18 protein-coding genes are annotated in these 22,027 nt (G+C 72.2%); 7 read left to right on the top strand and 11 right to left on the bottom strand.

What is annotated here, in order from left to right:
- Positions 1–34: 34 nt before the first annotated feature.
- Both ACZ6Q9_RS30585 and ACZ6Q9_RS30580 read right to left on the bottom strand, forming a co-directional pair.
- Positions 35–1,024 (bottom strand): BtrH N-terminal domain-containing protein, encoded by a 990-nt coding sequence (locus ACZ6Q9_RS30585; protein WP_396830548.1) that lies wholly within the window; start codon positions 1,022–1,024, stop codon positions 35–37.
- Positions 1,021–1,878 carry a MerR family transcriptional regulator gene (locus ACZ6Q9_RS30580; RefSeq protein ID WP_393459096.1) on the bottom strand — a complete coding sequence of 286 codons (858 nt, stop codon included), beginning with the start codon at positions 1,876–1,878 and terminating at the stop codon, positions 1,021–1,023. The genes ACZ6Q9_RS30585 and ACZ6Q9_RS30580 overlap by 4 nt, the downstream gene beginning before the upstream one ends.
- Before the next feature lie 153 nt (positions 1,879–2,031).
- Between ACZ6Q9_RS30580 and ACZ6Q9_RS30575 the strand changes: the two genes are divergently transcribed.
- Positions 2,032–2,364, top strand: a complete 333-nt coding sequence (locus tag ACZ6Q9_RS30575; protein WP_396830547.1) for a hypothetical protein — start codon at positions 2,032–2,034, stop codon at positions 2,362–2,364.
- Positions 2,365–2,478: 114 nt separating this feature from the next.
- Here the strand turns inward: ACZ6Q9_RS30575 and pdxY are convergent, their stop codons facing one another.
- The 3 genes from pdxY to ACZ6Q9_RS30560 all read right to left on the bottom strand — a co-directional run bounded on the left by pdxY (position 2,479) and on the right by ACZ6Q9_RS30560 (position 6,249).
- Positions 2,479–3,330 (bottom strand): pyridoxal kinase PdxY, encoded by an 852-nt coding sequence (gene pdxY, locus ACZ6Q9_RS30570; RefSeq protein WP_393459102.1) that lies wholly within the window; start codon positions 3,328–3,330, stop codon positions 2,479–2,481.
- A gap of 165 nt (positions 3,331–3,495) precedes the next feature.
- Positions 3,496–4,326: a hypothetical protein gene (locus tag ACZ6Q9_RS30565; RefSeq protein WP_396830545.1), complete on the bottom strand. Its 831-nt coding sequence runs from the start codon at positions 4,324–4,326 to the stop codon at positions 3,496–3,498.
- Between the two features lie 483 nt (positions 4,327–4,809).
- Positions 4,810–6,249: a sugar porter family MFS transporter gene (locus ACZ6Q9_RS30560; protein ID WP_396830544.1), complete on the bottom strand. Its 1,440-nt coding sequence runs from the start codon at positions 6,247–6,249 to the stop codon at positions 4,810–4,812.
- 204 nt (positions 6,250–6,453) lie between these two features.
- Here ACZ6Q9_RS30560 and ACZ6Q9_RS30555 point away from each other — a divergent pair, with 204 nt between their 5' ends.
- Positions 6,454–7,218 (top strand): hypothetical protein, encoded by a 765-nt coding sequence (locus ACZ6Q9_RS30555; protein ID WP_396830543.1) that lies wholly within the window; start codon positions 6,454–6,456, stop codon positions 7,216–7,218.
- 93 nt (positions 7,219–7,311) lie between these two features.
- Positions 7,312–7,725, top strand: a complete 414-nt coding sequence (locus ACZ6Q9_RS30550; protein ID WP_393269208.1) for an MmcQ/YjbR family DNA-binding protein — start codon at positions 7,312–7,314, stop codon at positions 7,723–7,725.
- Between the two features lie 179 nt (positions 7,726–7,904).
- Here ACZ6Q9_RS30550 and ACZ6Q9_RS30545 read toward each other — a convergent pair whose 3' ends face one another.
- Positions 7,905–8,267, bottom strand: a complete 363-nt coding sequence (locus ACZ6Q9_RS30545; protein ID WP_396830541.1) for an STAS domain-containing protein — start codon at positions 8,265–8,267, stop codon at positions 7,905–7,907.
- 247 nt (positions 8,268–8,514) lie between these two features.
- On the opposite strand from ACZ6Q9_RS30545, the gene ACZ6Q9_RS30540 reads away from it, so the two are divergent.
- Positions 8,515–9,270, top strand: coding sequence for a GAF and ANTAR domain-containing protein (locus ACZ6Q9_RS30540; protein WP_393269203.1), 756 nt, complete (start codon positions 8,515–8,517; stop codon positions 9,268–9,270).
- Positions 9,271–9,360: 90 nt separating this feature from the next.
- Here the strand turns inward: ACZ6Q9_RS30540 and ACZ6Q9_RS30535 are convergent, their stop codons facing one another.
- The 3 genes from ACZ6Q9_RS30535 to ACZ6Q9_RS30525 form a co-directional block, all read right to left on the bottom strand.
- Positions 9,361–10,572 carry an N-acetylglucosamine-6-phosphate deacetylase gene (locus ACZ6Q9_RS30535; protein WP_396830539.1) on the bottom strand — a complete coding sequence of 404 codons (1,212 nt, stop codon included), beginning with the start codon at positions 10,570–10,572 and terminating at the stop codon, positions 9,361–9,363.
- On the bottom strand, positions 10,569–11,342 hold the full coding sequence (locus ACZ6Q9_RS30530; protein ID WP_396830538.1) for a 6-phosphogluconolactonase: 774 nt from the start codon (positions 11,340–11,342) through the stop codon (positions 10,569–10,571). The genes ACZ6Q9_RS30535 and ACZ6Q9_RS30530 overlap by 4 nt, the downstream gene beginning before the upstream one ends.
- Before the next feature lie 68 nt (positions 11,343–11,410).
- On the bottom strand, positions 11,411–12,385 hold the full coding sequence (locus ACZ6Q9_RS30525; RefSeq protein ID WP_393269196.1) for a LacI family DNA-binding transcriptional regulator: 975 nt from the start codon (positions 12,383–12,385) through the stop codon (positions 11,411–11,413).
- Positions 12,386–12,488: 103 nt separating this feature from the next.
- Between ACZ6Q9_RS30525 and ACZ6Q9_RS30520 the strand changes: the two genes are divergently transcribed.
- Genes ACZ6Q9_RS30520 through ACZ6Q9_RS30510 form a run of 3 tightly spaced genes read left to right on the top strand, consistent with a single transcriptional unit; the run spans position 12,489 to position 16,546 of the window.
- The gene (locus tag ACZ6Q9_RS30520) at positions 12,489–13,724 is read left to right on the top strand and encodes an AGE family epimerase/isomerase (RefSeq protein ID WP_393459123.1); all 1,236 of its coding nucleotides are present in this window, start codon (positions 12,489–12,491) and stop codon (positions 13,722–13,724) included.
- Positions 13,721–15,019, top strand: coding sequence for an enolase C-terminal domain-like protein (locus ACZ6Q9_RS30515; RefSeq protein WP_393459126.1), 1,299 nt, complete (start codon positions 13,721–13,723; stop codon positions 15,017–15,019). Before ACZ6Q9_RS30520 ends, ACZ6Q9_RS30515 begins: the two co-directional genes overlap by 4 nt.
- A gap of 33 nt (positions 15,020–15,052) precedes the next feature.
- Complete coding sequence (locus ACZ6Q9_RS30510; protein ID WP_466021454.1) at positions 15,053–16,546, top strand: DUF4127 family protein; 1,494 nt, start codon at positions 15,053–15,055, stop codon at positions 16,544–16,546.
- Positions 16,547–16,579: 33 nt separating this feature from the next.
- On the opposite strand, the gene ACZ6Q9_RS30505 is transcribed toward ACZ6Q9_RS30510, so the two are convergent.
- Complete coding sequence (locus tag ACZ6Q9_RS30505; protein WP_466021453.1) at positions 16,580–19,474, bottom strand: carbohydrate binding domain-containing protein; 2,895 nt, start codon at positions 19,472–19,474, stop codon at positions 16,580–16,582.
- Positions 19,471–21,945 (bottom strand): hypothetical protein, encoded by a 2,475-nt coding sequence (locus ACZ6Q9_RS30500; protein ID WP_396830534.1) that lies wholly within the window; start codon positions 21,943–21,945, stop codon positions 19,471–19,473. Before ACZ6Q9_RS30500 ends, ACZ6Q9_RS30505 begins: the two co-directional genes overlap by 4 nt.
- Between the last annotated feature and the right edge of the window lie 82 nt (positions 21,946–22,027).

Here is a 22,027-nt window from a genome sequence, read left to right as displayed (position 1 = left end):
TCCGTTCCGCCCACTCCGAACGGTCCCACGGTGGTCAGTCGGTGCGACGGCCGGCCAGGATCTGCATGGCGTGGCGCTCCCTGGCCGCGAGTTCGGTGAGGATTACCGAGGCTCGGGTCAGGTGGTCCGGGTCGCCGGTTTCTCCGGCGGCCGTGATGTGGTGGGAGACCTCGGTCCATGACGGGGCGATCTCGGCGTACAGCCGGTGACCGAGGCGGACGTCGTCGTCGTCGACGATCGTGGCGCATTCGGCGAGGAAGTCGCGGTACATGGCGCGAAACAGGGCGCCGCCGGTCCCGCCGCGTTCCATCAGCGTTGCGGCCAGCGGGAGGTCGCGGGACGGGTCGCGGGAGCGGTCGAGCCACCGTGTCACCTGCCGGGCCGCCTTGTCGATGCCTCGATGGCCGAGGTTGGCGATGGGTGGGTTGAGGAAGGCGTGTGCGTTGTTGCGGATGGCCGCCCGGATGGCGTGGCCCAGATCGGGCCGGCCGGTGGGGCTGGCGATGGTGTAGGAGAGGTTGCGGGCGGTCATCGGTCCGCGTTCGTTGCGGGCCCGTTCCAGGCTCGTCAGCGTGGTCGTCACGGCGCCGCCCTGCTGAGCGGTGTCGATCAGGTAGGCGCGGGTGTCGTCGTAGCCGTACATCGCGGCGAAGTGGGCCCCGAAGTGGACCTTCGTGCTGAAGTAGTCCAGGTGGTAGGAGTCCAGTTGCAGGCCGACCGGGCGTCCGGCGGTGAGGGCGGCGACCACGTTCTGCCAGGCCTTACGGGGCGAGGCGGTCTCCTGGATGTGCAGCGTCAGGCCCAGCCGGTCGGCCACGGTTCGGGTGATCGTGGTCGGCTTGGTGCGGCCGCCGAGGAACGGAAAGTCCATGCTCTTGGCATCCCAGTAGACGAAGCCCAGACCTTCGCCGAGGCCGAACAGCATGGGCTCGGACAGGTCGACGCCCTCGTGGCGCAGCAGGGCACCGAGCGTGGTGGTCTCGCAGTGCCGACCGGCGGGGAACGCCACGTTCTCAATGATCATTCGGTCTCCTGGTCTGCTGGTCGGGACGGGCCGGACGGGGGTCGGACCGGCCAGGCGATCTCCGTGCGGAGCGCGGCCGTGGGTGTGCCGGGTGCGGGCGACACGAGGTAGCGCTCCTCGGCTGGGCCCGCCAGCGCCCGGTCGTGCTCGGCGATCCAGCGTCCCAGCGACCGGTAGGCGGTCTCCATGTCGTCGTAGCCGCCCTCGTGGACGCTCGCGGCGAGCAGGCAGCCCGGCAGTTCCCCGGGCGCAATCGTCGCGGTCGGCCGGGGCGGGCGCGCCACCGGCGCGAACAGCTCCACCTCCAACTCCGCCGCGTCGAGGTCGTCGCTGAGGTATCGGGTCCCGACCGGCCCCGCCGGGGCGATCCCCTGCGCGGCGAGGCCGGCGAACAGCCGCGCGAACCCGGGCGCCAGCGCCTCGGCCAGTCCGCTCAGCGGGGTACGCACCAGCATGCGGGCGGTGGGCTGGGCATCGCGCCACCGTTCGTACACGTGTAGCCAGCCCGGCACGCGGCCCGGATCGGCCAGCACGGCCCCCAACCGCCCGGCGATCTCGTCGAGCCGGGCCGCCCGCGCGGCCACGCGTTCCCGGTGCCGCTCGATGACGGCGAGGGTCTGCTCCGGGGTTTCGGCCGCCAGAATCTCGGCGATCTCGGGCAACGGCACCTCCAGCTCTCGCAGCCGCCGGACCAGTCCCGCTCGGGGGAACTGGTCGACGCTGTACCGGCGGAAGCCGGTGTCCGGATCGACCGACGCCGGGACGAGCAGACCCAGCCGGTCATAGTTACGCAGCACTCGAATGGACAACCGGGTCGCTCGCGCGAACACCCCGATCGGCATCAACCCCGTCACCGACGCCTCCAACCAGCCTCGCCCCTCCCCCTGGGAGAGGGTCAACCCCGGCCCGGCCCCTGCCGCACCGACCACGGAACGAATCATCATGGAACGGGCCGGGCCGGCCACGTACCGGCGCGCCTCGCGGGCCGCGCCCGGCAGCTCGACGTCATGTGGGCTGAACCGGTCGGCACGGGTCCGCGCAACGCCCCGCGTCTGGAAGCCCGCTACGGGCGCCGCCGGGTCCTGCTCGTCTCGGGGGCGCTGCGCGCGCTGTGGCCGATCGGCCTGTTCTTCGTGATGCCCGGCGCGGCCGGCGTGGTCCTGGTGATCGCGGTGCTCACCGCGCTGTGGGGCGTTCTGGCCGGGGCCACCGACGTACGCGTCGCGATCGGTGTCGCCGGCGTACTGCTCCTGGCCACGCCGTTCCTGCTCCCGCGCCGCTCCGGCACGCAGTCGCCGGCCACCGGGTCTGCGCGACCGTTCGTCGGCGCTGCTCGATGACCTGCCATTTCCGATCCCGGCCGGACGGGCGCTGGCCCGTCCGGCCGGCTGTTCTCCGGTGGCCGGGCCACGAACCGCCGGCGAGGCGTCAGACGTGCGACGCTATGCGCACAGTCAGCGCAGCCGCCGGGCGGTGAACCTGGTCGGCGGCTCCGCGATCGCGTCCTGGGCCGCGATCAGCTGGATCTCCCGGGTGCCCGCCGCGAGGGTCGCCTCGAGTACGGCGAAGACGGAGGCGATGGTGCGTTCCAGTGCCGTCGCGGGCGAGCCCGTCGTCCGCAGGTGCGCGAGGTACAGCGCCGCGGTGACGTCACCGCCGCCGTTCGGGCTGATCGGCAGCAGCGGCGTCGTCACGGCCCAGGCGCCCTCGTCCGAGACGGCCACCACCTCCAGCGACCCCTCCGGCACGTCGCCGTGGAGCACGCTGGTGACCAGGACGTGCCGCGGCCCCGTCTCCCGCACCACGTCGACCGCCTCCAGCAACTCCGTCAACGAGTTCGTCGTACGGCCGGCGAGGAAGTCCAGCTCGAAGTGATTCGGGGTGATGATGTCCGCACGCGGGACGACGACGTCCCGCATGAACTCCGGGATGCCGGGCCGGACGAACATCCCGCGGCCGGCGTCGCCCATCACCGGGTCGCAGCAGTACACGGCATCCGGGTTGGCCGCCTTGACCTCGTCCACCGCGTCGAGGATCACCGCGCCCATCGCCGGGTCGCCCTGGTAGCCCGACAACACCGCGTCAGCGCTGCCGAGGACCCCTCGGTCCGCGATGCCCGCGATCACCTCGGCCACGTCGGCCGGCGCCAGCAGCGGCCCTCGCCACGCGCCGTACCCGGTGTGGTTGGAGAAATGGACCGTCAGGACCGGCCAGACCTCGTGCCCGAGCCGCTGAAGTGGAAAGGCCGCCGCCGAGTTGCCGACGTAGCCGTAGGCGACCGAAGACTGGATGGACAGGATCTTCACCGGCTCATCATGCCGGTTCCCGCCGGTGCCACCCGTACTGCCCACCGTTTCTGTCGGGTGACCCACTCCGGGCCTTCCGTCATAGCGGAATCGCGGGTACCGGTCGGCCGCCCCATCGGGGGCGGCTCCGGCCGGGCGGGTCGCCGGCGTGGCCGCGCCGACAGGTCACGGCTCGTCGATCAGCTCGGCCAGAGCGGCGTCGCCCTGGGCGATGACCGGGCCGCCGGGATAGGCGACGACCATGATCCGGCGGCAGCCGTCGAGTTCGACGTACGTCTGCGGGTCGCCACCGGCCACGGACCACAGCAGCGCGAAGCGGCTGGCGTGTGTGCGGCACGCCTCCGCCGGGCCGGCAGCCCGCAGAGCCTGCTCGATCGCCGTCCGACGGTCCGCCGGCAGCACCGTCCCGTGCGCGAACTCGCCGGCCGGCTTGCCGTTTCCCCGCTCACTCTTCGGCACGTCGTAGACGCAGAGGCGGACCTGCTGCCCGGCGGGGAACGGCCTCGGCAGCGCTCCGCGGCGGGCGTCCGGGTTCGCCGTCGTCTCCACCGAGACCATGTCGGCCCAGCGCTGGCTGCAACCGGCCGCGGCGGCCTCGGCCGACTCGATCTCGGCGACCGCCCGGGTCGCCACGGTGGTCAGCGGCAGCGCGTCGAGGGCTGCGCGTACCTCGGCCCGCAGCTTTCGGCACGGGTCGAGGGGTATCCCGGGCCGCATCCACCGGCCGTCGGCGTCGACGACCGCCAGCCAGGGCGCCAACGGCATCTCCGACGTGCATGGCCCGTCGGTGCGCGGCTCGTCCGGCAGGCGGAGTGCGGCGACGAGGGCGGCGACGTCGTCGCTACGACGTTCCGTCGCCACCATGTCCTCACCTCCGTCGACGCGTCGCTGCGGCTCGTGTCCGCAGATGACGACCGCGGCCGGGGTGAGGTCGCCACCGAGGCGGGGCAGGGCGGCCGCGTCCCTGGCGGTGATCGTGAATCCTGGCGTGGCCATCTCTGGTGCCGCCTCGGCGCACGAGGTCCACCGCCCCTGTCCGCCGGAATCGCCGGACGGGACTCCCTGGGTCGAGTCCGTCCGCGCCGCGGCACAGCCGGTCAGCGCCACTCCGACGAGCGCGACCAGTATTCCCCTGCCGACCGTCCGCATGCGTACCGCCTCTCCCGCGTCTGACCGTTGAGACGGGTAGCGGCATGCTTCGGTTCCCATGGTCGGTCACCGAACCGGCGTCCTCCCGCCGATCCGTCCAAGCCCCGCGCGCCGCTGACAGCCGGTGGCCTGACCAGCGCGGACACGCCAGGCGGCGCCGGGTCGTCGGCCCGTACGCCAGGCCACCGACTCATGAGCGGAGGAACGCCGGTGTCCGCCGGTTTCCAGGACCGCGCCTGCCCCTGGGCGCCTCGCCGATCATGATCGCCCTGGCCCTGGTGACCGTCCTCGTCGCGCCAGCGACGGCAGCACCCGTGGCGGCTCAGGCCGCTACATCGTCTCCAGTTCCCGTCCCCTGGTCTCGCGGACGAAGCGTCGGACGAAGACGAGGGCGAAGGCCGCGAAGACGGTGTATATGCCGTAGGTGAGTGGGAGGCTGACGTAGGCGAGGCTCGGAAAGGTGATGGTCACCAGCCAGTTGGCGATCCACTGCGCGGACCCCGCCACCGCGACCGCGGTGACGCGGATGCGGTTGTTGAACATCTCGCCGAGCAGCACCCACAGTGTCGGTCCCCAACTTGCCGCGAAGAACACCACGTAGAGGTTGGCCGCGAGAAGGGCGACGACATCCACGCCGGGAGGGAGAGTGAGGCTCTCCCCGGTGCCGGAGGCGCGGCTGAAGCACCAGGCGAGGGTCCCCAGGGTGACGACCATGCCGGCAGCACCGACGGTGAGCAACGGCTTGCGACCGACCCGGTCGATGAGGGCGATCGCGAGGAAGGTGCCGGCGATGTTGATGACGCTCGTGATCACGCTCGTCACCAAGGCCTCATTCTCGGTGAAGCCGACGGCGCGCCAGAGCGTGGTGGAGTAGTAGAAGATGACGTTGATGCCGACGAACTGCTGCAGCGCCGCCAGAATGATCCCGGTCCAGACGATCGGCAACAGCCCGAAGCGGCGGTCACGAGCCGTGGCGCCGCGCAGGTCGGACAGGTCTATCGTCTCCTTCGTGCCGGCTAGTGATCGCTCGATCTCGCGCAGCCGCACACCGTCACCGACATACCGTTCCAGCACCTCACGGGCCTGCTCGCCGCGGCGGCGCCGGACCAGATAGCGCGGTGACTCGGGGATCCGCAGCGCCAGGGCAAGGTAGACCGCTGCGGGGACGGCGGCCGAGGCGAACATCCACCGCCATGCCTCGCCACCCCATGGAACGTCCTTGCTGGCACCCCCGGCCGAGGCTGCCAGGGCGTAGTCGGCAAGCAGCGCGGCGAAGATCCCGGTCACGATGGCAAGTTGTTGCAGCGAGCCGAATCGGCCTCGTTTTTCCGCAGGAGCGATCTCGGCGATGTAGGCGGGCACGATCACGCTGGCCGCCCCGACCGCCATGCCGGCAACGGCCCGCCAGACGGTGAGGCTGATCGGGCCTACCGCCAACGCCGATCCGACTGCGCTGACCGCGAACACGATCGCGGTGATGAGCATGATCCGCACCCGGCCGATCCGATCCGACAGTGGTCCGGCGAACCACGCGCCGACCGCACTGCCGAGCAGCGCCGTGGAGACCGCCGCCCCCAGGACCAGGGAGGACAGGTGAAACCTGGCTTGCACGGCATCCACGGTGCCGTTGACCACCGCCGTGTCGTAACCGAAGAGGAAGCCTCCGACCGCTGCGGCCGCGGCGATCGACAGCGCGCCGCCTCGTTTCTCGGGTGGGGTCTTGGCGGCATCATCGCCGGACGCAGGGCCCCCTTGATCCACGCTGCCCATATTGCCCGATTTGAACCATTCTTGCCCGAGGTTATGCCTGAGTTGGCTGTGGTGCCGCTGCCGAGACGGCCTGATCGACTCGGGACTCGCCGTTGAACGCCGCCCGCCACTCGGCATAGCATCGCGACATCGGTGTCGCGACCCCGGCGGGCGGCCACGGCCGTACGGGCTGAAACGTCGACTCTTCACGGAAGGGACGACGGCGTGCACCCGACGCTACGACGGCTGGACGATCTCGCGGCCCACCTCGCCACCCTGCCGGACACGGTGGCCCTGCTCGGTCTCGGTTCCGCGGGGGACGAACACGATCGGTTCGACGCACACTCCGACCTGGACTTCTTCCTGGTCGTCGCCGACGGCGCCGTGCCACGCTACGTCGACTCGATCGACTGGCTCGCGGTGCCCTGCCCGGTGGCGTACAGCTTCGCCAACGACCGCCGCGGTCGCAAGGCGCTCTACGCCGACGGGATCTTCGTCGAGTACGCGGTCTTCACCGTCGACGAGTTGACCCGGCTGCCCTATGCCGGCGCCCGAGTCGTCTGGCAGCATCCCGACGCGCCCGCCGGGCTCGCCGAGAGCGGGCAGCCCCCGGTCCCCCCGCCGTACGACACGCCCGACTTCCACCTCAACGAGGCGCTGACCAACCTCTACGTCGGCCTGCACCGCGAGCTGCGTGGCGAACGGCTGTCCGCGTCGCGGTTCATCCAGTCGTACGCCGTGGACCGGGTGATCGCCCTGCTCCGGCTCACCTCCCCCGGCATCCCGCACCGGCGCGACCCGTTCGATCCTGCCCGGCGGGTGGAACAGGCGTATCCGGCGGAGGCGTTGCCGTTGGCCGCGATGGTGCCCGGCTACCGGGCGAACCGTGCGGCCGCCCGGGTCACCCTGGAATGGCTGGAGGCGCGGTTCCCGGTGGACCCGGTGATCGCCGCCGCCATCCGGAACCTGTTGACCACCTCGGCAAGCTGACCGAAGGTGGGATCCGGCGGGCCGGCGGCGAACGCGTTCGACGCAGCGATTAGTCTGCGCGGGTGCGGGAGGCGATGTCCGGGAGCAACCTCGATGGCTGACGCAGACGACGTCCGTCGCCTGGCACTGGCGCTGCCTCACGTGGCCGAGATCGACAGTGACGGCTTCGACTTCCGGGTGGCCGACAAGGGTTTCGTCTGGTCCTACCCCGAGCGCAGGCCCGGTGCGCCGCGCCTCATCCGCACCGACATCGCGGTGCTGTACGTCGGCGACGAAGCGGAGAAGCAGGCGTTGCTCCTCGGCGAGCCCGAGGTCTTCTTCACCACGCCCGCGTACGACGGGCTGCCCCTGGTCATGCTGCGCCTGGCGCAGGTGACCGTCGACCGCCTGACGGAACTCGTCACCGACGCGTGGCGCATGCGCGCCCCGGACTCGCTCGCCGGCGACCTCGACGACACGGATTCGTCGAGCCCAGACCTGAGAAAGGCCGCCCAGGAGGCCAGGTAGCACTGGCCCCAATGCCGCAGGCGGAGCCTGCGCAACGCTGCGCGACCGCTCGGCGATCCGCCAGGTTTAGGTTGATCAACTTCGGGTACGTCTGCCGGCAGGCGAGTTTGACCCGTGGCCGAGGGGCAGCACGGGTCCGCCAGCCCGGCGTACGACCGGAGAGCGGAGCGAAAGGCAGGTCACTCGGTGGTGAATTCGTCCCTGAGGCCGACCATGTTCAGGACGGCGGCGGTGATCCGGGACGGCCTGCGTACGACCAGCGAGCAGCCCCGTGCGGCGACTCGCCGGCGCACGGTCAGCAGCGTGGTGATCCCGGCCGCGCAGAAGAAGCTCACCCCGCTCAGGTCGAGCACCAGCACCGGAAGCGGTCGGCCGGACGTCACCCGGTCCACGAGGTCGACGAGCAGGTCCACGGTGCCCATGTCGATGGGCCCGCGGACCTCCACCACCGTCACCGGGCCCTCCGCGACGACCGCGAGGGACAGGATGGACTGGCGGGTGATTTCCGACGGTGCCGGGTGCGGCGCCTGATGGACGGACATGAGCTGCTCCTCGGTGAGGATGTCCGGACCGGGTCGGTGCTCGGCCCACCGTCGGTGGGCGGCACTGGTCCTGGGCTCATGTCCGAACCCACGTCGACCCTAGCGGCGTCCCGTCCGATGCGCACCCCCCTCGTCCGAGCGCGTGCGCTCGTTGATCAGACACACCCGACCGGCGCTCCTCAGGGAGCGGGCCAGGACGGTACGTCACTTCAGTGGGAACCCACGGACACGGTTTCAGGAGGTAGCGGTGGTGTCCGATGCTGCTGATTCGCACCTGGCCTCGGCGTACGGCCGGCTGCTCGCCCTGCTCGTCGACTCGCCTCACGTCGACGTGTTCCTCGACCAGGTCGTCCGGGTCGCGGCCGAGGTCGTCACCCCCGCCGTGGCCTGCGGGCTGACGGTGCGCCGGGACGGTGGCGTCTTCACCGTCGCCGCCAGCGACGACCTCGCCGCCCAGGCCGACGAGATCCAGTACGGCGCCGACGAGGGTCCCTGCCTCCAGGCCCTGCGCAGTGGACGGGCCGTCGAGGTCGTCGACCTGCGCGAGGACGGCCGCTGGTGCCGGTACCGGGAACACGCGCTCCGGCTCGGCATTGTCAGCTCGCTGTCACTGCCGATGACGGTCGACGGCGGGACCGTCGGCGCGTTGAACCTGTACGGCACCGATCCCGCCGCCTTCGATGAGCGGGCACGCCGGCAGGCCGTGACGTTCACCGACCAGGCAACAGCCGCGCTGACCGTCATGCTCCGCCAGGCCGACCAGGCACTACTGCATCGGCAACTCACCGACGCGATGGCCTCCCGCAGCGTCATCGACCAGGCCCTCGGTGTGCTGATGGGCCAGCAGCGATGCACCGCCGCGGAGGCTTTCGCCCTGCTCCGGCAGGCGTCCCAGCACCGTAACCGCAAACTGCGTGACGTCGCCGCGGAGATCATCAAGCAGGTGACCGGCACGTCCCCGCAGCCAGCTCCCGGATTCGTGGCGCCCCGCCCGCACACCTGACCGGGCAGGGCGGCAGGTTCGGCAGCACGGCCAGGGGGCGGCTGACCGATCAGCCCGGTGGCCGGCCCTGGTCGACAGCCGCATCGGTCGTCATCCGGCGGCCCTGGCGCACTCAGCAGATGGGCTGTTGCCGGCATGGACGGCCACGCCGCCGACGACCGTGGCGAGCAGCCGGGGTTCCGCCTGCCGTGGCGGGCCGTCGGGTCCGCGGACGAGCACGAGGTCGGCCCGAGCCCCCACGGCGACGACTCCCCGCTCGGCTGATCCGAGCAGCCGCGCCGGCACGGTCGACGCCATCGACCACACCTCGGCGAGACCGAAGCTGGTCTGCCGCAGCGCCCACCGGACGCAGTCGAACAGCGAACGGCCGCTGCCGGCCAGCAAGTCGGTGCCGGTCAGGCTGAGCCGGCCGTCGGCGTCCACGGTGACCGAGCCGCCGACCGGGGTGTGGTACTCGCCGGGCGGGCAGCCGGCGAGGGCCGCCGAATCGCTGACCATGACCGAGCGTTCGACGCCCTTCGCCCGCACCATGGCGGTGAACGTGTCAGCGGGGAGGTGGTGACCGTCGGCGATGAAGCTCGCGGTCAGGGCCTCCTCCGCCAGTTGCGCCCACAGATGGTTGGGATGCCGCGGCAGGACGGCGTGCGACCCGTTGCCGAGGTGGGTGGAGAGCCGTGCTCCCGCGTGGACCGCCGCCCGCACCTGCTCGGGTGTGGCGGCGGTGTGTCCCAGGCCGACGACGATCCCGGCCTCGGTGGCGGCGCGGACGTACCGCGTCGCGCCCGGCCGTTCGGGCGCCAGCGTGACGAGGCGGACCAGGCCCGGGGCGACGTCGAGCCACTGCGTGAGCTCCCGCGGGTCCGGGTCGCGGACGTGCCGCCGGTCGTGCGCGCCACGGGGGCCGTCCGCGTCGGCCAGGTAGGGGCCTTCGACGTGTACGCCGACGACGACGTCGGCGACGAGGGGGTCGCTCGCGCGGGCGGCGGCTATCACGTCGAGGGCGGAGAGGATCTTCTCCTGGCTGGCCGTGATGATCGTGGGGCAGTACGACGTGACGCCCCGGCGGCACAGCGACCGGGTCAACTCGACCACGGTGGCGACCGAAACGTCGTCGGCGTTGACGTCCGCGCCGGCAAATCCGTTGACCTGCAGGTCCACCAGCCCGGGAAGGATCGTGGGCTGGTCCGGCGTCGGCTCGGTCTCCTCGATGGACGAGATGCGGTCGCCGGAGATCCGCAGCCGTACGGGGCGACCGTCGGCGAGCCGGCCCTCGATGCGCGTCTGCTGCCCCGGTGGGATCACGTCAGCTCGTCCAGGCCGCTCGCGGCCGCCGCGTCGGCGTGCACCGACACCGATCGGTGCGTCCGGAGCGCGCTCGCGGGGCAGGCCGGGCCGATGGGTCCGGTCAGGGCGAGCCTCAGCGCGGCCGCCTTGTGCCGGCCGTGCACGGTGACGACGATCGAATCCGCGCTCAGCAGCGTCGGCACGGTCAAGGTGACCGCCTGGGCCGGCACGTCCTCCAGTCGGGCGAACAACCCCTCGTCGACCTGCTGTTGACGCGAGACCGGGTCGAGTTCGACCACTCGCACGGCGGCCGGGTCGTCGAAGCGGGCGGCGTCGGGCTCGTTGAAGGCGATGTGTCCGTTCACGCCGATGCCCATGCAGGTGAGGTCGATCGGGCCCTGCGCCAGCAGCGTGGCGTAGCGGACGGCCTCGGTGACCGGGTCCGCTTCGGGCCGCAGTCGCGCGAACGACCCGAGCCCGGCGACCGACAACCGCTCCTGCAACCACTGCCCGAACGCCTGGGGATGCGTCTGCGGAAGTCCCACGTACTCGTCCATGTGGAAGGCGTGCACCCGGGACCAGTCGATCGAGGCATCGCGTACCAGCGCCGCGAGCATCTCCTGCTGCGAGGGCGCCGCCGCCAGCACGATCCGGGCGCTGCCACGGGACGCGATCGCGCCACGGATGACGTCTGCGGCGACGCGTGCGGCGCCGGCGCCGGCGCCGGCTGGATCCGCTGTCACGTGCAGGGTCACGTCGTCCGCGCTCAGCCCCGCCGGCATGCCCATTCCGTCTCCTCAGGCTCTGCAATCGGTTGCACAGACCCTAACGACGAAGCGTCGGCGGGTCAACACGTTCAGGCGGCGGGACCGGTCGAGGCGCGGAGGGTGAGCTCGCCGTCGAGGCGGATCTCCGCGGTCGGCTCACCCGAGCCGCAGCGCTGCAGCAGTTCCACGGCCACGTGTCCCAGCCGCTGCACCGGGGCCGTCACGGTCGTCAGGCGGGGCGTGACGGTACGCGCCAGCAGCACGTCGTCACAGCCGATCACGCTGCGCTCCTCCGGCACCCGCACCCCGGCGTCGGCAAGTCCCGCCAGGACGCCACACGCCATCAGGTCGTCGAACGCGAAGGTGGCGGTGCAGTCGGTGTCCAGCAGCGCCCTCGCCGCCGCCAGCCCGCCCTCGAAGGACGCCGCGAAGGGCCCGAGGTCGACCAGCGTGACGTCGGACCGGACCGCCCACGCGTGGATCGCGTCGGCCCGCTGACGCGCCGCCCACGAGGCGGAGGGACCGCGCATCATGGCGACCCGGCGGTGACCGAGCTGCTCCAGGTGCCGGCCGGCGGCCCGCAGGGCGCGCGTGTTGTCGCAGGTCACGCCCGGCAACCCCCGGATCCGCCGGTTGATGACGACGCACGGCAGGTCGTTCACCCTGTCCTTGAGCCCGGACGAGGACCGGGGCGACGCCAGCAGCAGGCCGTCGACCTGGCCGGCGAGGTGACGGATGAGCTGGGGCTCCGCGGCGGCTCTCTCCTCCGTGTCGACGAGCAGCACGGAGGAGTCCAGCTTGTCGGCCGCCTGCTGGATGGCCCGGACCAGGGGCGGGAAGAAGGGGTTGGTGATGTCCGGGACGAGCAGCCCGATCAGGCCCGTCCGCCCGGTCACCAGGCCGCGCGCGGCCTTGTTGGGCTGGTAGCCCACCTCGCGGGCCGCGGCGTGGATGCGTTCCCGGAGCTCGGCGTTGACCACATGCGGCCGGCTGAAGGCACGCGAGACGGTCGACGCGGACACGCCACACGCCTCTGCGATCGAGTAGATCGTCGGCCGCTTCATTCGGTCCTCCTGTTTCGGGTGTCGCCGCGCTCGCTGAATGTGAAGCGTGCCGCTACTCTAGCCACCGACACGGCATGCAAGCGATTGCACCAGGAGGGGTCGCATGACGTCTGAGGCCCGGGTCCAACTCGAGAACGTGATCCTGCCCTTCTGGCTGCGCCACGGCGTCGACGAGCGGCGGGGCGGCTTCCACACCTGCTTCGACAACCGCGGCCGCCGGCTCGTCTCCACCGAGAAGTTCACCTGGTCGCAGGGGCGGTTCGTGTGGCTGCTCGCGCGAGCGGCCCGGCTGGCCACGGACGGGCTGCTGGACGTCGACGCCGACCGCCTGGTGGCACTGGCCGAACGCGGTGCCCGGTTCCTCGCCGACCATGTGATCCGACCCGACGGCACCTGCCACTTCGTGGTCACCACGGACGGCACCCCCACCCACGGTCCGGCCGGCGAGACGCACAGCGTCTACGCGGACTGCTTCGTCGTGATGGGACTGGCCGAACTGGCCCGCACGACCGGGTCGACGGCGTGGCTGGAGGTCGCCGAGCCGCTGCTGTCCCGGGCGACCGCGGACATCCGGGCGAACCGCGCGGCGACGCCGCCGTACGCCGTCCCCGACGGGCACGCCGCCTTCGGCCCCCGGATGATCCTGCTCAACACCCGCCTGGAACACGCGCGGGCCCTGCTCCACCTCGACCGGATGACCTCGGACACGCTGGCCGACCTCGCCGCCGACCGCGACGCCATGCTCCGCCACCGCACGCCCGACGGCACCTTCCGGGAGATGATTCCCGACCGGCCCGACGACACGTCCCTCGTCGCCCGGCACCGGGTTCCCGGGCACGCCCTCGAAGGCGTCTGGGTCGCCCTGGAGGCGGGTGACCTCCTCGGCGAGAGCGACGAGGTCACCGACGCCGAGCTGCTGACCAGCATCGAGGCCCTCTGCGCATCGGCCTGGGACAGCCGGCACGGGGGGCTCTTCCGCTACGTCGACGCCGAGGGCGCCACGGAGCCGCGCGGCACCGGGGGCGACACGCCCTACGAGAGGCTGGTCCGTTCGACCTGGAGCACGAAGCTGTGGTGGGTGCACACCGAGGCGGCGTACACCACCGCGCTGGCCGCACGCCGCTACGGCGACCGCGACGCCGGTCGGTGGGCGGAGCTGATCTGGGACTACACCCTCGCGACGTTCCCCGGCCGGGACGAGGGCGAGGAGTGGGTCCAGATCCGCGACCGCGGCGGACGCCCGCTGGACCAGGTCGTGGCGTTGCCGGTCAAGGACCCCTTCCACATCGCCCGGAACCTCATGCAACTGGTCGAACTCGGTGCCGAGGTGCGGAGTTGACAGCCACCGCTGACACCGACATCACCGTCCGCGACGCCCGGGTCCGCTTCCGGGAGATCGACCTGGACCAGCCGTTCATGATCAGCGGTCGCGCCATCACCTGGTTCACCCTCGCCCTGGTCGACGTGGTCGCCACGAACCGCCGCGGCGAGGCCGCGACCGGCCGGGGTGCTTCGGTGCTCTCTGTCCCGTGGGCTTGGCCGACATCGCGGCTGGACGTCAGAGGACGGGACGCCGCCCTGCGCCGCCTCACCGAGCGGTTCGCGCACGCCGCGCTGGGTGCCGAGCCGGCCGACCCCGTCGGCATGTGGCTCCGGCTGCACGGGACGGTGGCCGACACCAGTGCCGCCGTCGAGGACGCCCCGATACCCCGGCTGGCGGCGCTGCTGTGCCTCGGCGCGGTCGACAACGCCCTGCACGACGCGTGGGCACGCGCGGCGGGCCGCCCGGCGCACACCATGTACACCCGCGACCACCTCGCCCACGACCTCGGCGCGTGCGTGGATCCGACGTTGGCCGGCCGCTACCCGGGTGAGTTCCTGACCGCACCGCGCCGGCGGCTGCCGGTCCAGCACGTGGTCGGCACCTCCGACCCGCTGCGGCCCGGCGACGCCGGTCGCGAGTGGTCGCTCGAGGAGTGGCTGCGCCGGGACGGCGTACGCCATGTGAAGATCAAGGTGACGGGTCGCGATCCCGACGCCGACGCGCGGCGGATCGCAGACGTGCATCGGGTGGCATCGGCCCGGACGGCCGACGTGATGCTGTCGGTGGACCCCAACGAGGGCTACCCCGGGCCGGCGGCACTCGGAGCGATGCTGGACGCCCTGGCGGCGACGGCACCCGACGCCTTCCAGGCCGTGGCCTTCGTCGAGCAGCCCTGGCCCCGGGACAGCAACCCGGATCCGGCCGCCGTGCGGGAGCAGAGCCGGCGCAGGCCCGTACTGATGGACGAGAGCCTGCACGACCCGGCGCAACTTCGCCACGTGCGGAGCGACGGCTGGTCGGGAGTCGTGGTGAAGGCCGGCAAGGGCCAGACGCCCGCCCTGCTCACGTACGCCTTCGCCCGCGCTCGCGGGCTCTTCGTGACGATGCAGGACCTCACGGCGGTGGACGCGGCCCTCGCCCACTCGGCCCGCCTGGCGAGCGTGTTCGACCTCTCCGCCCCGCATCTGGAGTACAACAGCCGCCAGTACGCGCCGACCGGCAACCGCGACCTCGCCGGTCGGCAGCCGTCCCTGGTCACCGTCGACGACGGCGTGGTCGTCCTCGACCAACCAGCACCCGGCATCTACTGACGCCGCACCGACCGCGATCCCGAGGAGGACCACATGACCCGCGTCGCCCTGCTGCCGCCGGACGAGAGACCCAACACCCGTGGCTACGCGGTCGCCATCGGGGCGTGCGCCGGGTTGGACGTCGTCACCCCACCTCCCGCCGCCATGCCGTCGTTCCGGCGGCCGGCGGACACCGCAGCCCTGGCGCGGTGGCTCCGGGAGATCTCCACGGAGGTCGACCACGTCGTCGTCTCCCTGGAGTTGCTCGTCCACGGTGGGCTGATCCCGTCGCGCAACACCGACGACCGGATCGGGCAGGTGCTGCCCCGCCTCGACGTCCTACGCGAGATCGACGTGCCGGTCACCGCCTTCGGCGTGGTGACCCGACTGCCGTCGTACGACAACGCCGCCCGCTCCCGCCAGGAACCGGCCTACTGGGCCACGCACGGGGCGCGGCTCGGCGCGTTGTCGACCGTCTGGGACGCGCACGACCTGGGCGAGGCGACGGCCGAGGCGGTCGCCGCCGCTCGTGGGCAGGTGCCCGACGCCTACGTGACCGACCTGGTGCGCCGGCGCGCGCGCAACCACGCCGTGCTGCTGGCCGCGTTGGAGATGGCCTCCGACGGGGTCCTGGACACCCTCGTGATCTCGTCCGACGACACCGCGCCGCGGGGGCTGCCGGCGGCGGAGCGGCGACAGTTGCAGCGCTGGATCGAGCGGCTCGGCGTCGACGTCCTCACCTACCCCGGCGCCGACGAGGTGCCCAGCGTGCTCGTGGCGCGCGTGGCGGCTCAGGTCCGGGGAATCACCCCGAAGATCGCCGTCGACTGCCCGGACGCGGACGGCCTGGACCGGATCGCCCCGTACGAGGACCGGCCCGTGCGGCTCGGCCTCGCCAACCAGGTTCGTGCCCTCGGAGCCGTGGAGGTCGCGGACGCCGACGAGGCCGACCTGGTGGTCGTCGTGCACCCGCCGGCGCCGGAGCCCGGCGACTGGGTGCTCGACCCACCCGACGCGTCCGCCGACACCGGCTGGACGGCCGTGGCGGACGCGGTCGCGGCCCACGTCGCCGCGGGGCGCCGGGTGGCCGTGGCGGACATCCGCTTCGCCAACGGCAGCGACCCCCAGTTGCTCGCCGGGCTCGACGACCGGGGCCTGCTGGGCCGGCTCGTGTCCTACGGCGGCTGGAACACCGCGGGCAACACGATCGGCACCACCCTCGCCGCCGGTGTCACGCCGGCGCTGTCGGTCACCCCGCGCTCGCAGGACGCCCGCGACCGGTTCCTCGCCCGCAAGATCATCGAGGACGGGCACTACCTGCCGGTCGTGCGGCGACGCCTGCAACAGGAGGCGACGCGGCGGGGACTGACCGACCCACCGCTCGACGAGCTGCCCGACGTGCACGCGCGGATCACGCGGGATCTGCACCGGTGGGCGACCGGCACCCGGACGCTGTCCGGCTGGACCGTGACGAACGCGCGGCTGCCCTGGTCGTACACCTTCACCGTCGACTTCGACCTGACGCCGCCGGGCGGGGCGGCAACCTGACCGGTTGCCGCCCCGCCGGCGGTGCCGCCGCCGTCACATGCCGGCGCACTGCCCCAGGCTGTCGCCGGTGACGCTGTTGGGCTCGCCCCGGTCGGTCGGGTCGCTGTCGTTCCCGGTGCAGGTCAGTGATCCCGAGATCCGGTTGCCCGACAGCACCACCCAGCCGCCGGTGCCGGCCACGCTCACCGCGCCGCGGACCTGGGCCCGGCGGAGCCACACGGCGCGCGCGTGGTCGGCCTCCACCCCGCCCTGCAGCTGTGAATCCTCCACGAGTACGCCCGCGCCGGGGCCTACGACGACGTCGCCCCGGACGTCGGCGTTCCGGACACAGGTCGTCCCGGCCGCGACCGCGAGGTCGCCGTGGTGCGTTCCGGTGACCGTCCGGTCGCAGGCGGGCGCCACGGGCTCCGGCACCCACCGGTACAGGGTGCTGCCCCGGTTGTAGTAGTAGGAGCCGTTGCGGTCGATGGCCAGGTTCTGCGTCCCGCTCTGCAGGACCGTCATCTCCAGAGTCGCGGGGTCGATCTCGAAGAGCCGGCCGGTCGAGGTGCCGACGAGCTTCCCGTGGTGCCAGAAGAGCTCCCGGCCGGTCGCGTAGATCTTGCTGTCGTCCACGCCGAAGTAGGTCTTGCGGAGCACCACCGTGCGGGTGTCCGGGTCGAACTTGAACAGCGCGTTCGCGGTGAAGCCCCACAGGTTGCCGTCGTCGTCGAAGGTGAGGGCCGAGACGTTCTCCTCCCCCGGGACGGGCACGGTCTCGAACACCACCTTCCCGGTCGCCGGGTCGAAGACGAACAGCTTGCCCTCGCGGGTGGTCGGTTCGATGCCGATGCCGCCCCAGATGCCGGTGCCGCCGTAGACGAGGCCGTCCCGGTAGGCCAGGGCGAGCGGGGTCTGGTCCTTGACGACGTCGCGGAACACCCGCAGGTCACCGGTCGACGGGTTGAACAGGGACAGCGCTCCGCCGAGCTGCCCGTAGTCCGGCATCGAGCCGATGGCCACGACGTCACCGGCGCTGACCCAGCCGAGTGGTCGATCCTGGTGACTGCCCAGCGAGACGACCCGGTCGCGGTCCGTCACCGGGTTCGTCGCCGGATCCCACGGCCGGGTGGTGTCGTAGGCGTAGATCCGCGCACCGGGATAGGTGCCGAAGACGAGATGGTCGCCGTGGGCGACGAGCCCCTCGGTCTGTCCGACACCGTTGAGCGGCTCGGTCGCGCCGCTGTCCACGTCCACCCGGGCGATCCCCGGCGGGGATCCGTACCCGCCGACGTAGACGTCGCCGCGCGGGCCGGTCGCCATCGACCGGATCAGGAACGGCGTCAGCTCCGCGTCGCCGCGTACCGCGGCCGTCCGCCCGGTGGCGGGGTTCCAGGCGTGGAAGATCGACTTGCTGGTCGCGGTCACCACGGAGGTGCCGGGGAACCCGTCGGTGCCCAACTCCATCAGGGCCCAGCCACGGGCCGCGGATCCCTGGAGGTTCATGGAGATCCGGCGCTGCTGCCGGGTGTCGAGGTCGTAGGCGATCACCGCACCGTCGATCGGCGCGATCAGCGCCTCGCGCCGGCGCACGCCGCTGTCCTCGGTGCTCACCTCGGGAGACACGGCCAGACCCACGACCTGGGGTACGACGTCCACCCACGCCTGCTCGGCCAGCGAGTAGACGAGCAGGTCGGTCGAGGGCGTCGGCCGGGCGAAGAGCAGCCCGCCGGAGACGGTCACGTCGTAGAGGAAGGTGTCGGCGTCGTGCCCGGGTGGCAGCGGGATCTCCCGGATCTCGCCGGTGTGCGTGTCGAGGCGGGTGAGGCTGGCCCGCAGCGCGCCGCCACCGGCGTACACGTACCGACCGTCGGAGTCGATGCTGCGCACGTAGATGTTGCCGTCGACCTGCACCCCGTAGTCCTGCCACTGCCCCGTGGCGGGGTCGTAGGCGATCACCTTGCCGTCGGGATAGGTGCCCCACACCGGCCGGCCGCGGTCGTCGAGGGTCGCCGACCACAGGTGCGTCTGACCGAACGGCGCGGTGGCGACGAGTTCGAGGGTGAGGTCGTCCGGGTCGAACCGCCACACCTCCCCCTTGGTCTGGGTGCCGATGTAGATGTCGCGGTCCGGGGTCGTGACGAACGACCAGGACATGATCACGTTCGGCATCGTCCGGCTCATCAACCGCGCACCGGTCACGATGTCCACCGCGCTGAACGTCGAGGGACTGCCACCGCCGATGACCACCCCGATGTCCCGTCCGGCCGAGTCGGTGGTGTAGCCCGCCCCGGCGTTGGTGATGCCGGCGATCGGCTCGCCCAGATCCTGCTCGACACCGGCCGGCGGCAGTGGACCGGGGCCGGTGGCGGCGAACGCGACCGAGTCGACGAGGCCGTCGACGGTGCCGACCGAACTGGAGTAGATGACCGGCTCCGCGCTCACCGCGCCGGCCGGCGCCGCGAACGTCGCCGCCTGACGGTCCCACGCCCCGGGTGCCGGGCGCAGCACCTGGTACGGCTGGGCGACCCTGGCACCGGCGGAGTCGTAGAAGTAGACCGTCGGTTGCAGGACGCCGCTGGCGAGCTTGAGGTCCATCGAGAACGTGTAGCTCGTGCCCCCGGTCACCGGCACCCGCGCGGGTCGCAGCCCCGCGCCGGCAGTCGTGCTCGCGTCGCGCACCCGCAGGCTCCGGGCACCGTCGCTGGCGTCGGTGTCGTCGAGGGAGTAGTACTTCTCCGAGCCGGGCCACACCGGGGCCCAGCCCGTGGGCAGGGCGTCCGGACCCACCTCCTCGAAGCTCGCGTTCGCCAGCAGGTTCCCGCTCGTGCCCGCGGTCACGCCGGTCGCACCGGCGCTCGCGGGTGGCGCCACGAGCGCGACCGGCGCCAGCACCACCGCGCTCAGCATCCACCGGGCCCAGGCCCGGCTCCGTCGGTTGTCGCTCACGACGACTCTCCCTTCAGTCCGACGCACTGCCCTGACACCTGCCCGGTCACCGCGTTGCGGACGCCGTCGTCGGTCGGCGCCCAGCCGTTCTCCGCGCAGGCGAGCACGCCGTCGACGGTGTTGCCGGACAGCAGCACGCGTCCGCTGGTACGCGTGATCGACACCGCCCCGTCGACGCGGGACCGGGCGATGCTCACCACCCGGGCCTGGTCCGTGGTGACGCCACCGTGCACGCGGGAGTCCTCGATCCGGACACTCGCCCCGGCGCCGACCTGGACGGGACCGTCGACCACCGCGCCGGTGACGCAGGTCTTGCCTTCGGTGACCCGGAGCGGGCCGTCGTGCGTACCGGTGACCGTCGCGTCGCAGTCGCGCGGGTCGTCGGCGGGCTCCCAGCGGAACACGTTGGTGTTGTTCGCGACGTAGATCGTCTCGTCACGGTCCATGCCGGCGATGCGGACGTCCTGCGCCAGGACCAGCCCGTGTTCCAGGGTCTGCGGGTCGAACCAGAACAGCTTCCCGCCTGCGTTGCCGTAGAAGCGGGCGTCCGCGGCGCGGTAGAACAGCTCGGTGCGGAAGCCCCACAGGTTGCCGTCGGCGAACCCCGGGGCGAAGGATCGCGTGACGGTGCGGGTGCGTGGATCGAACTCGAAGACGGTGCCGTCCCCGACCAGGCCCCACACCATGCCGTTCGGGCCGACGGTGAGCGCCTGGACCACGGCGCCGCCGCCCACCACGGGCGCACTCCAGACCTTCTTACCGGCCTCGACGTCCCAGACGAAGAGTTCGGCCCGGTCCCGGGTGGGGGTGCTCGACAGCCCGCCGTGGATCGAGGTGCCGCCGACGACGAGCCCGCCGACGGTGGTCAGCGCGGTCACGCTCTGGTCCGGTACGACGTCGCGGTGGAACTGGTACGCCCCGCTGGCCGGGTCGAAGACCACGAGGCCGCCGCCCAGTTCCCCGTAGTCGGGGACGGTGCCGCCGACCACCAGGTCACCGGCCGACACGAGGGTCACCGGCCGGTCCTGCCCGAGCTCGGCGCGGCCGAGCGAGAACAGGTGCCGGGGGTTGCTGCCCCAGTCCCAGGCGGCGTCGCCGCCGACCTCGCCCGCGTAGTACTCCGCGCCGGGATAGCTGCCCACCACGATCCGGTTGCCGTGGGTGGTGATGCTGTCCGCCTGCTTCGGCCCCGACAACTGCTCGAGCTGGCCCGTCCCGCGGTTGACGCGGGCCATGACGCCGGCGCTGAGGTAGGCGCCGAAGTAGACGTTTCCGTCGGGGCCGGCGCCGACGGAGTGGACCGTCGCCGGGGTGCTCCGGATGACGTTCGGCAGGATGTCGCCGGTGCGGTTCTGCAGGTTGTACCGCCAGATCGTGCCGTCGCCGCGCATGCCCACCAGGGTCGTGCCCGGGAACTCCGGGGTGCCGAGCTGCATGGGCTCGAAGGCGCGGGTGGTGCCGAGCGCCGCGGCGAGGGGGCTGTCCTCCCACCCGATGGAGGTCGTCTGCCGGGTGGCGGTGTCGTAGCCCTGGACCTTGTCGCCTGAGGCGTAGAAGAAGCGGCCGTCCACGGCGCCGCGGGTCATGTGGCCGAAGGCGATCGGCTGCCCGATCGTGCCGGTGCAGCACCACTGCCCGGCGGACAGGTCGTAGACGAGGTGGTTCCGGCCGTCCAGGCTCGGTGAGTACTGCACGAACGCCAGGTCGCCGTGCCGGGTGACCCGGTTGACGAAGCTGGCCCTCGACGCCACCGGCTCCGGCAGCGGGATCTCGGTCTTCCCGCCGGTCGTCGGGTCGAGGCTGAACAGGTGCGGGACCGCGCCCGTGCCGACCCAGAGCCTGCCGTCGACCTCGTCGAAGCCCCAGGCGTAGTCCCCGTCGGTCGTCATACCGCCGTAGTCGCGGAACGCACCGGTGGCGGGGTCGTAGGAGTAGACCTTGGCGTCCGGGTAGGTGGTGCCGTAGAGGATGCCGTCCCTGATCAGCAGCGTCCGCAGCATCCCCTCACCGACCACCCCCGTGGCGATCTTGGTCACCTGGTCGGTCGCGGGGTCGTACCGCCACAGGGTGCCGTCGTTGGGCGCCCGGACGCTGAAGTAGACCAGCCCGGAGTCGTCCACCACGATGGAACTGGCGACGGTGTAGCCCGGGAAGGTCGTGGTGTGCAGCAGCTCGCCGGTGCGGGCGTCGATGGCGTTGAAGCTCACCGGGGTGCCGTCGCTGAAGCCGTAGACGACGGGTGTGCCGTCGGGGCGGACGTCCATCGCCGCGAGCCGCACGTTGGCCGTGTACATCGAGCCGAGATCCACGAACTCGGCCATCGGGTCGTGCTGCGCGGCGGCGCCGCTCGTATCGGAGGCGGGCGACGCGTGTGCGGGCCCGGCGGACGTGGCGAGTAACGCCACGCCCAGGAGCAGGGCGAGCAGGGCCCTGCGACGGATGCGTGGGCCGGGTCTGGATGAACCTGGCATGGTGGCACCTTTCGGTCGACGCGGGACGGGACGATGGGCGAAACGGGCCGGCCCGCTCGCCGAGGCGAGCGGGCCGGGTGGG

Source organism: Micromonospora sp. NPDC049139 (assembly GCF_055586845.1).
Note: the sequence above shows the minus strand (reverse complement) of the source record. Positions and strands in the feature narration are given on the sequence as shown.

What these genes read in the sequence shown, in the direction of transcription:
- ACZ6Q9_RS30575 (WP_396830547.1), top strand. Translation starts at nt 2,032, where the DNA reads ATGTGGGCTGAACCGGTCGGCACGGGTCCGCGCAACGCCCCGCGTCTG.
- ACZ6Q9_RS30520 (WP_393459123.1), top strand. Translation starts at nt 12,489, where the DNA reads ATGACGTCTGAGGCCCGGGTCCAACTCGAGAACGTGATCCTGCCCTTC.
- ACZ6Q9_RS30510 (WP_466021454.1), top strand. Translation starts at nt 15,053, where the DNA reads ATGACCCGCGTCGCCCTGCTGCCGCCGGACGAGAGACCCAACACCCGT.
- ACZ6Q9_RS30550 (WP_393269208.1), top strand. Translation starts at nt 7,312, where the DNA reads ATGGCTGACGCAGACGACGTCCGTCGCCTGGCACTGGCGCTGCCTCAC.
- ACZ6Q9_RS30545 (WP_396830541.1), bottom strand. Translation starts at nt 8,267, where the DNA reads ATGTCCGTCCATCAGGCGCCGCACCCGGCACCGTCGGAAATCACCCGC.
- ACZ6Q9_RS30530 (WP_396830538.1), bottom strand. Translation starts at nt 11,342, where the DNA reads ATGGGCATGCCGGCGGGGCTGAGCGCGGACGACGTGACCCTGCACGTG.
- ACZ6Q9_RS30500 (WP_396830534.1), bottom strand. Translation starts at nt 21,945, where the DNA reads ATGCCAGGTTCATCCAGACCCGGCCCACGCATCCGTCGCAGGGCCCTG.
- ACZ6Q9_RS30525 (WP_393269196.1), bottom strand. Translation starts at nt 12,385, where the DNA reads ATGAAGCGGCCGACGATCTACTCGATCGCAGAGGCGTGTGGCGTGTCC.
- ACZ6Q9_RS30560 (WP_396830544.1), bottom strand. Translation starts at nt 6,249, where the DNA reads ATGGGCAGCGTGGATCAAGGGGGCCCTGCGTCCGGCGATGATGCCGCC.
- ACZ6Q9_RS30585 (WP_396830548.1), bottom strand. Translation starts at nt 1,024, where the DNA reads ATGATCATTGAGAACGTGGCGTTCCCCGCCGGTCGGCACTGCGAGACC.
- ACZ6Q9_RS30565 (WP_396830545.1), bottom strand. Translation starts at nt 4,326, where the DNA reads ATGGCCACGCCAGGATTCACGATCACCGCCAGGGACGCGGCCGCCCTG.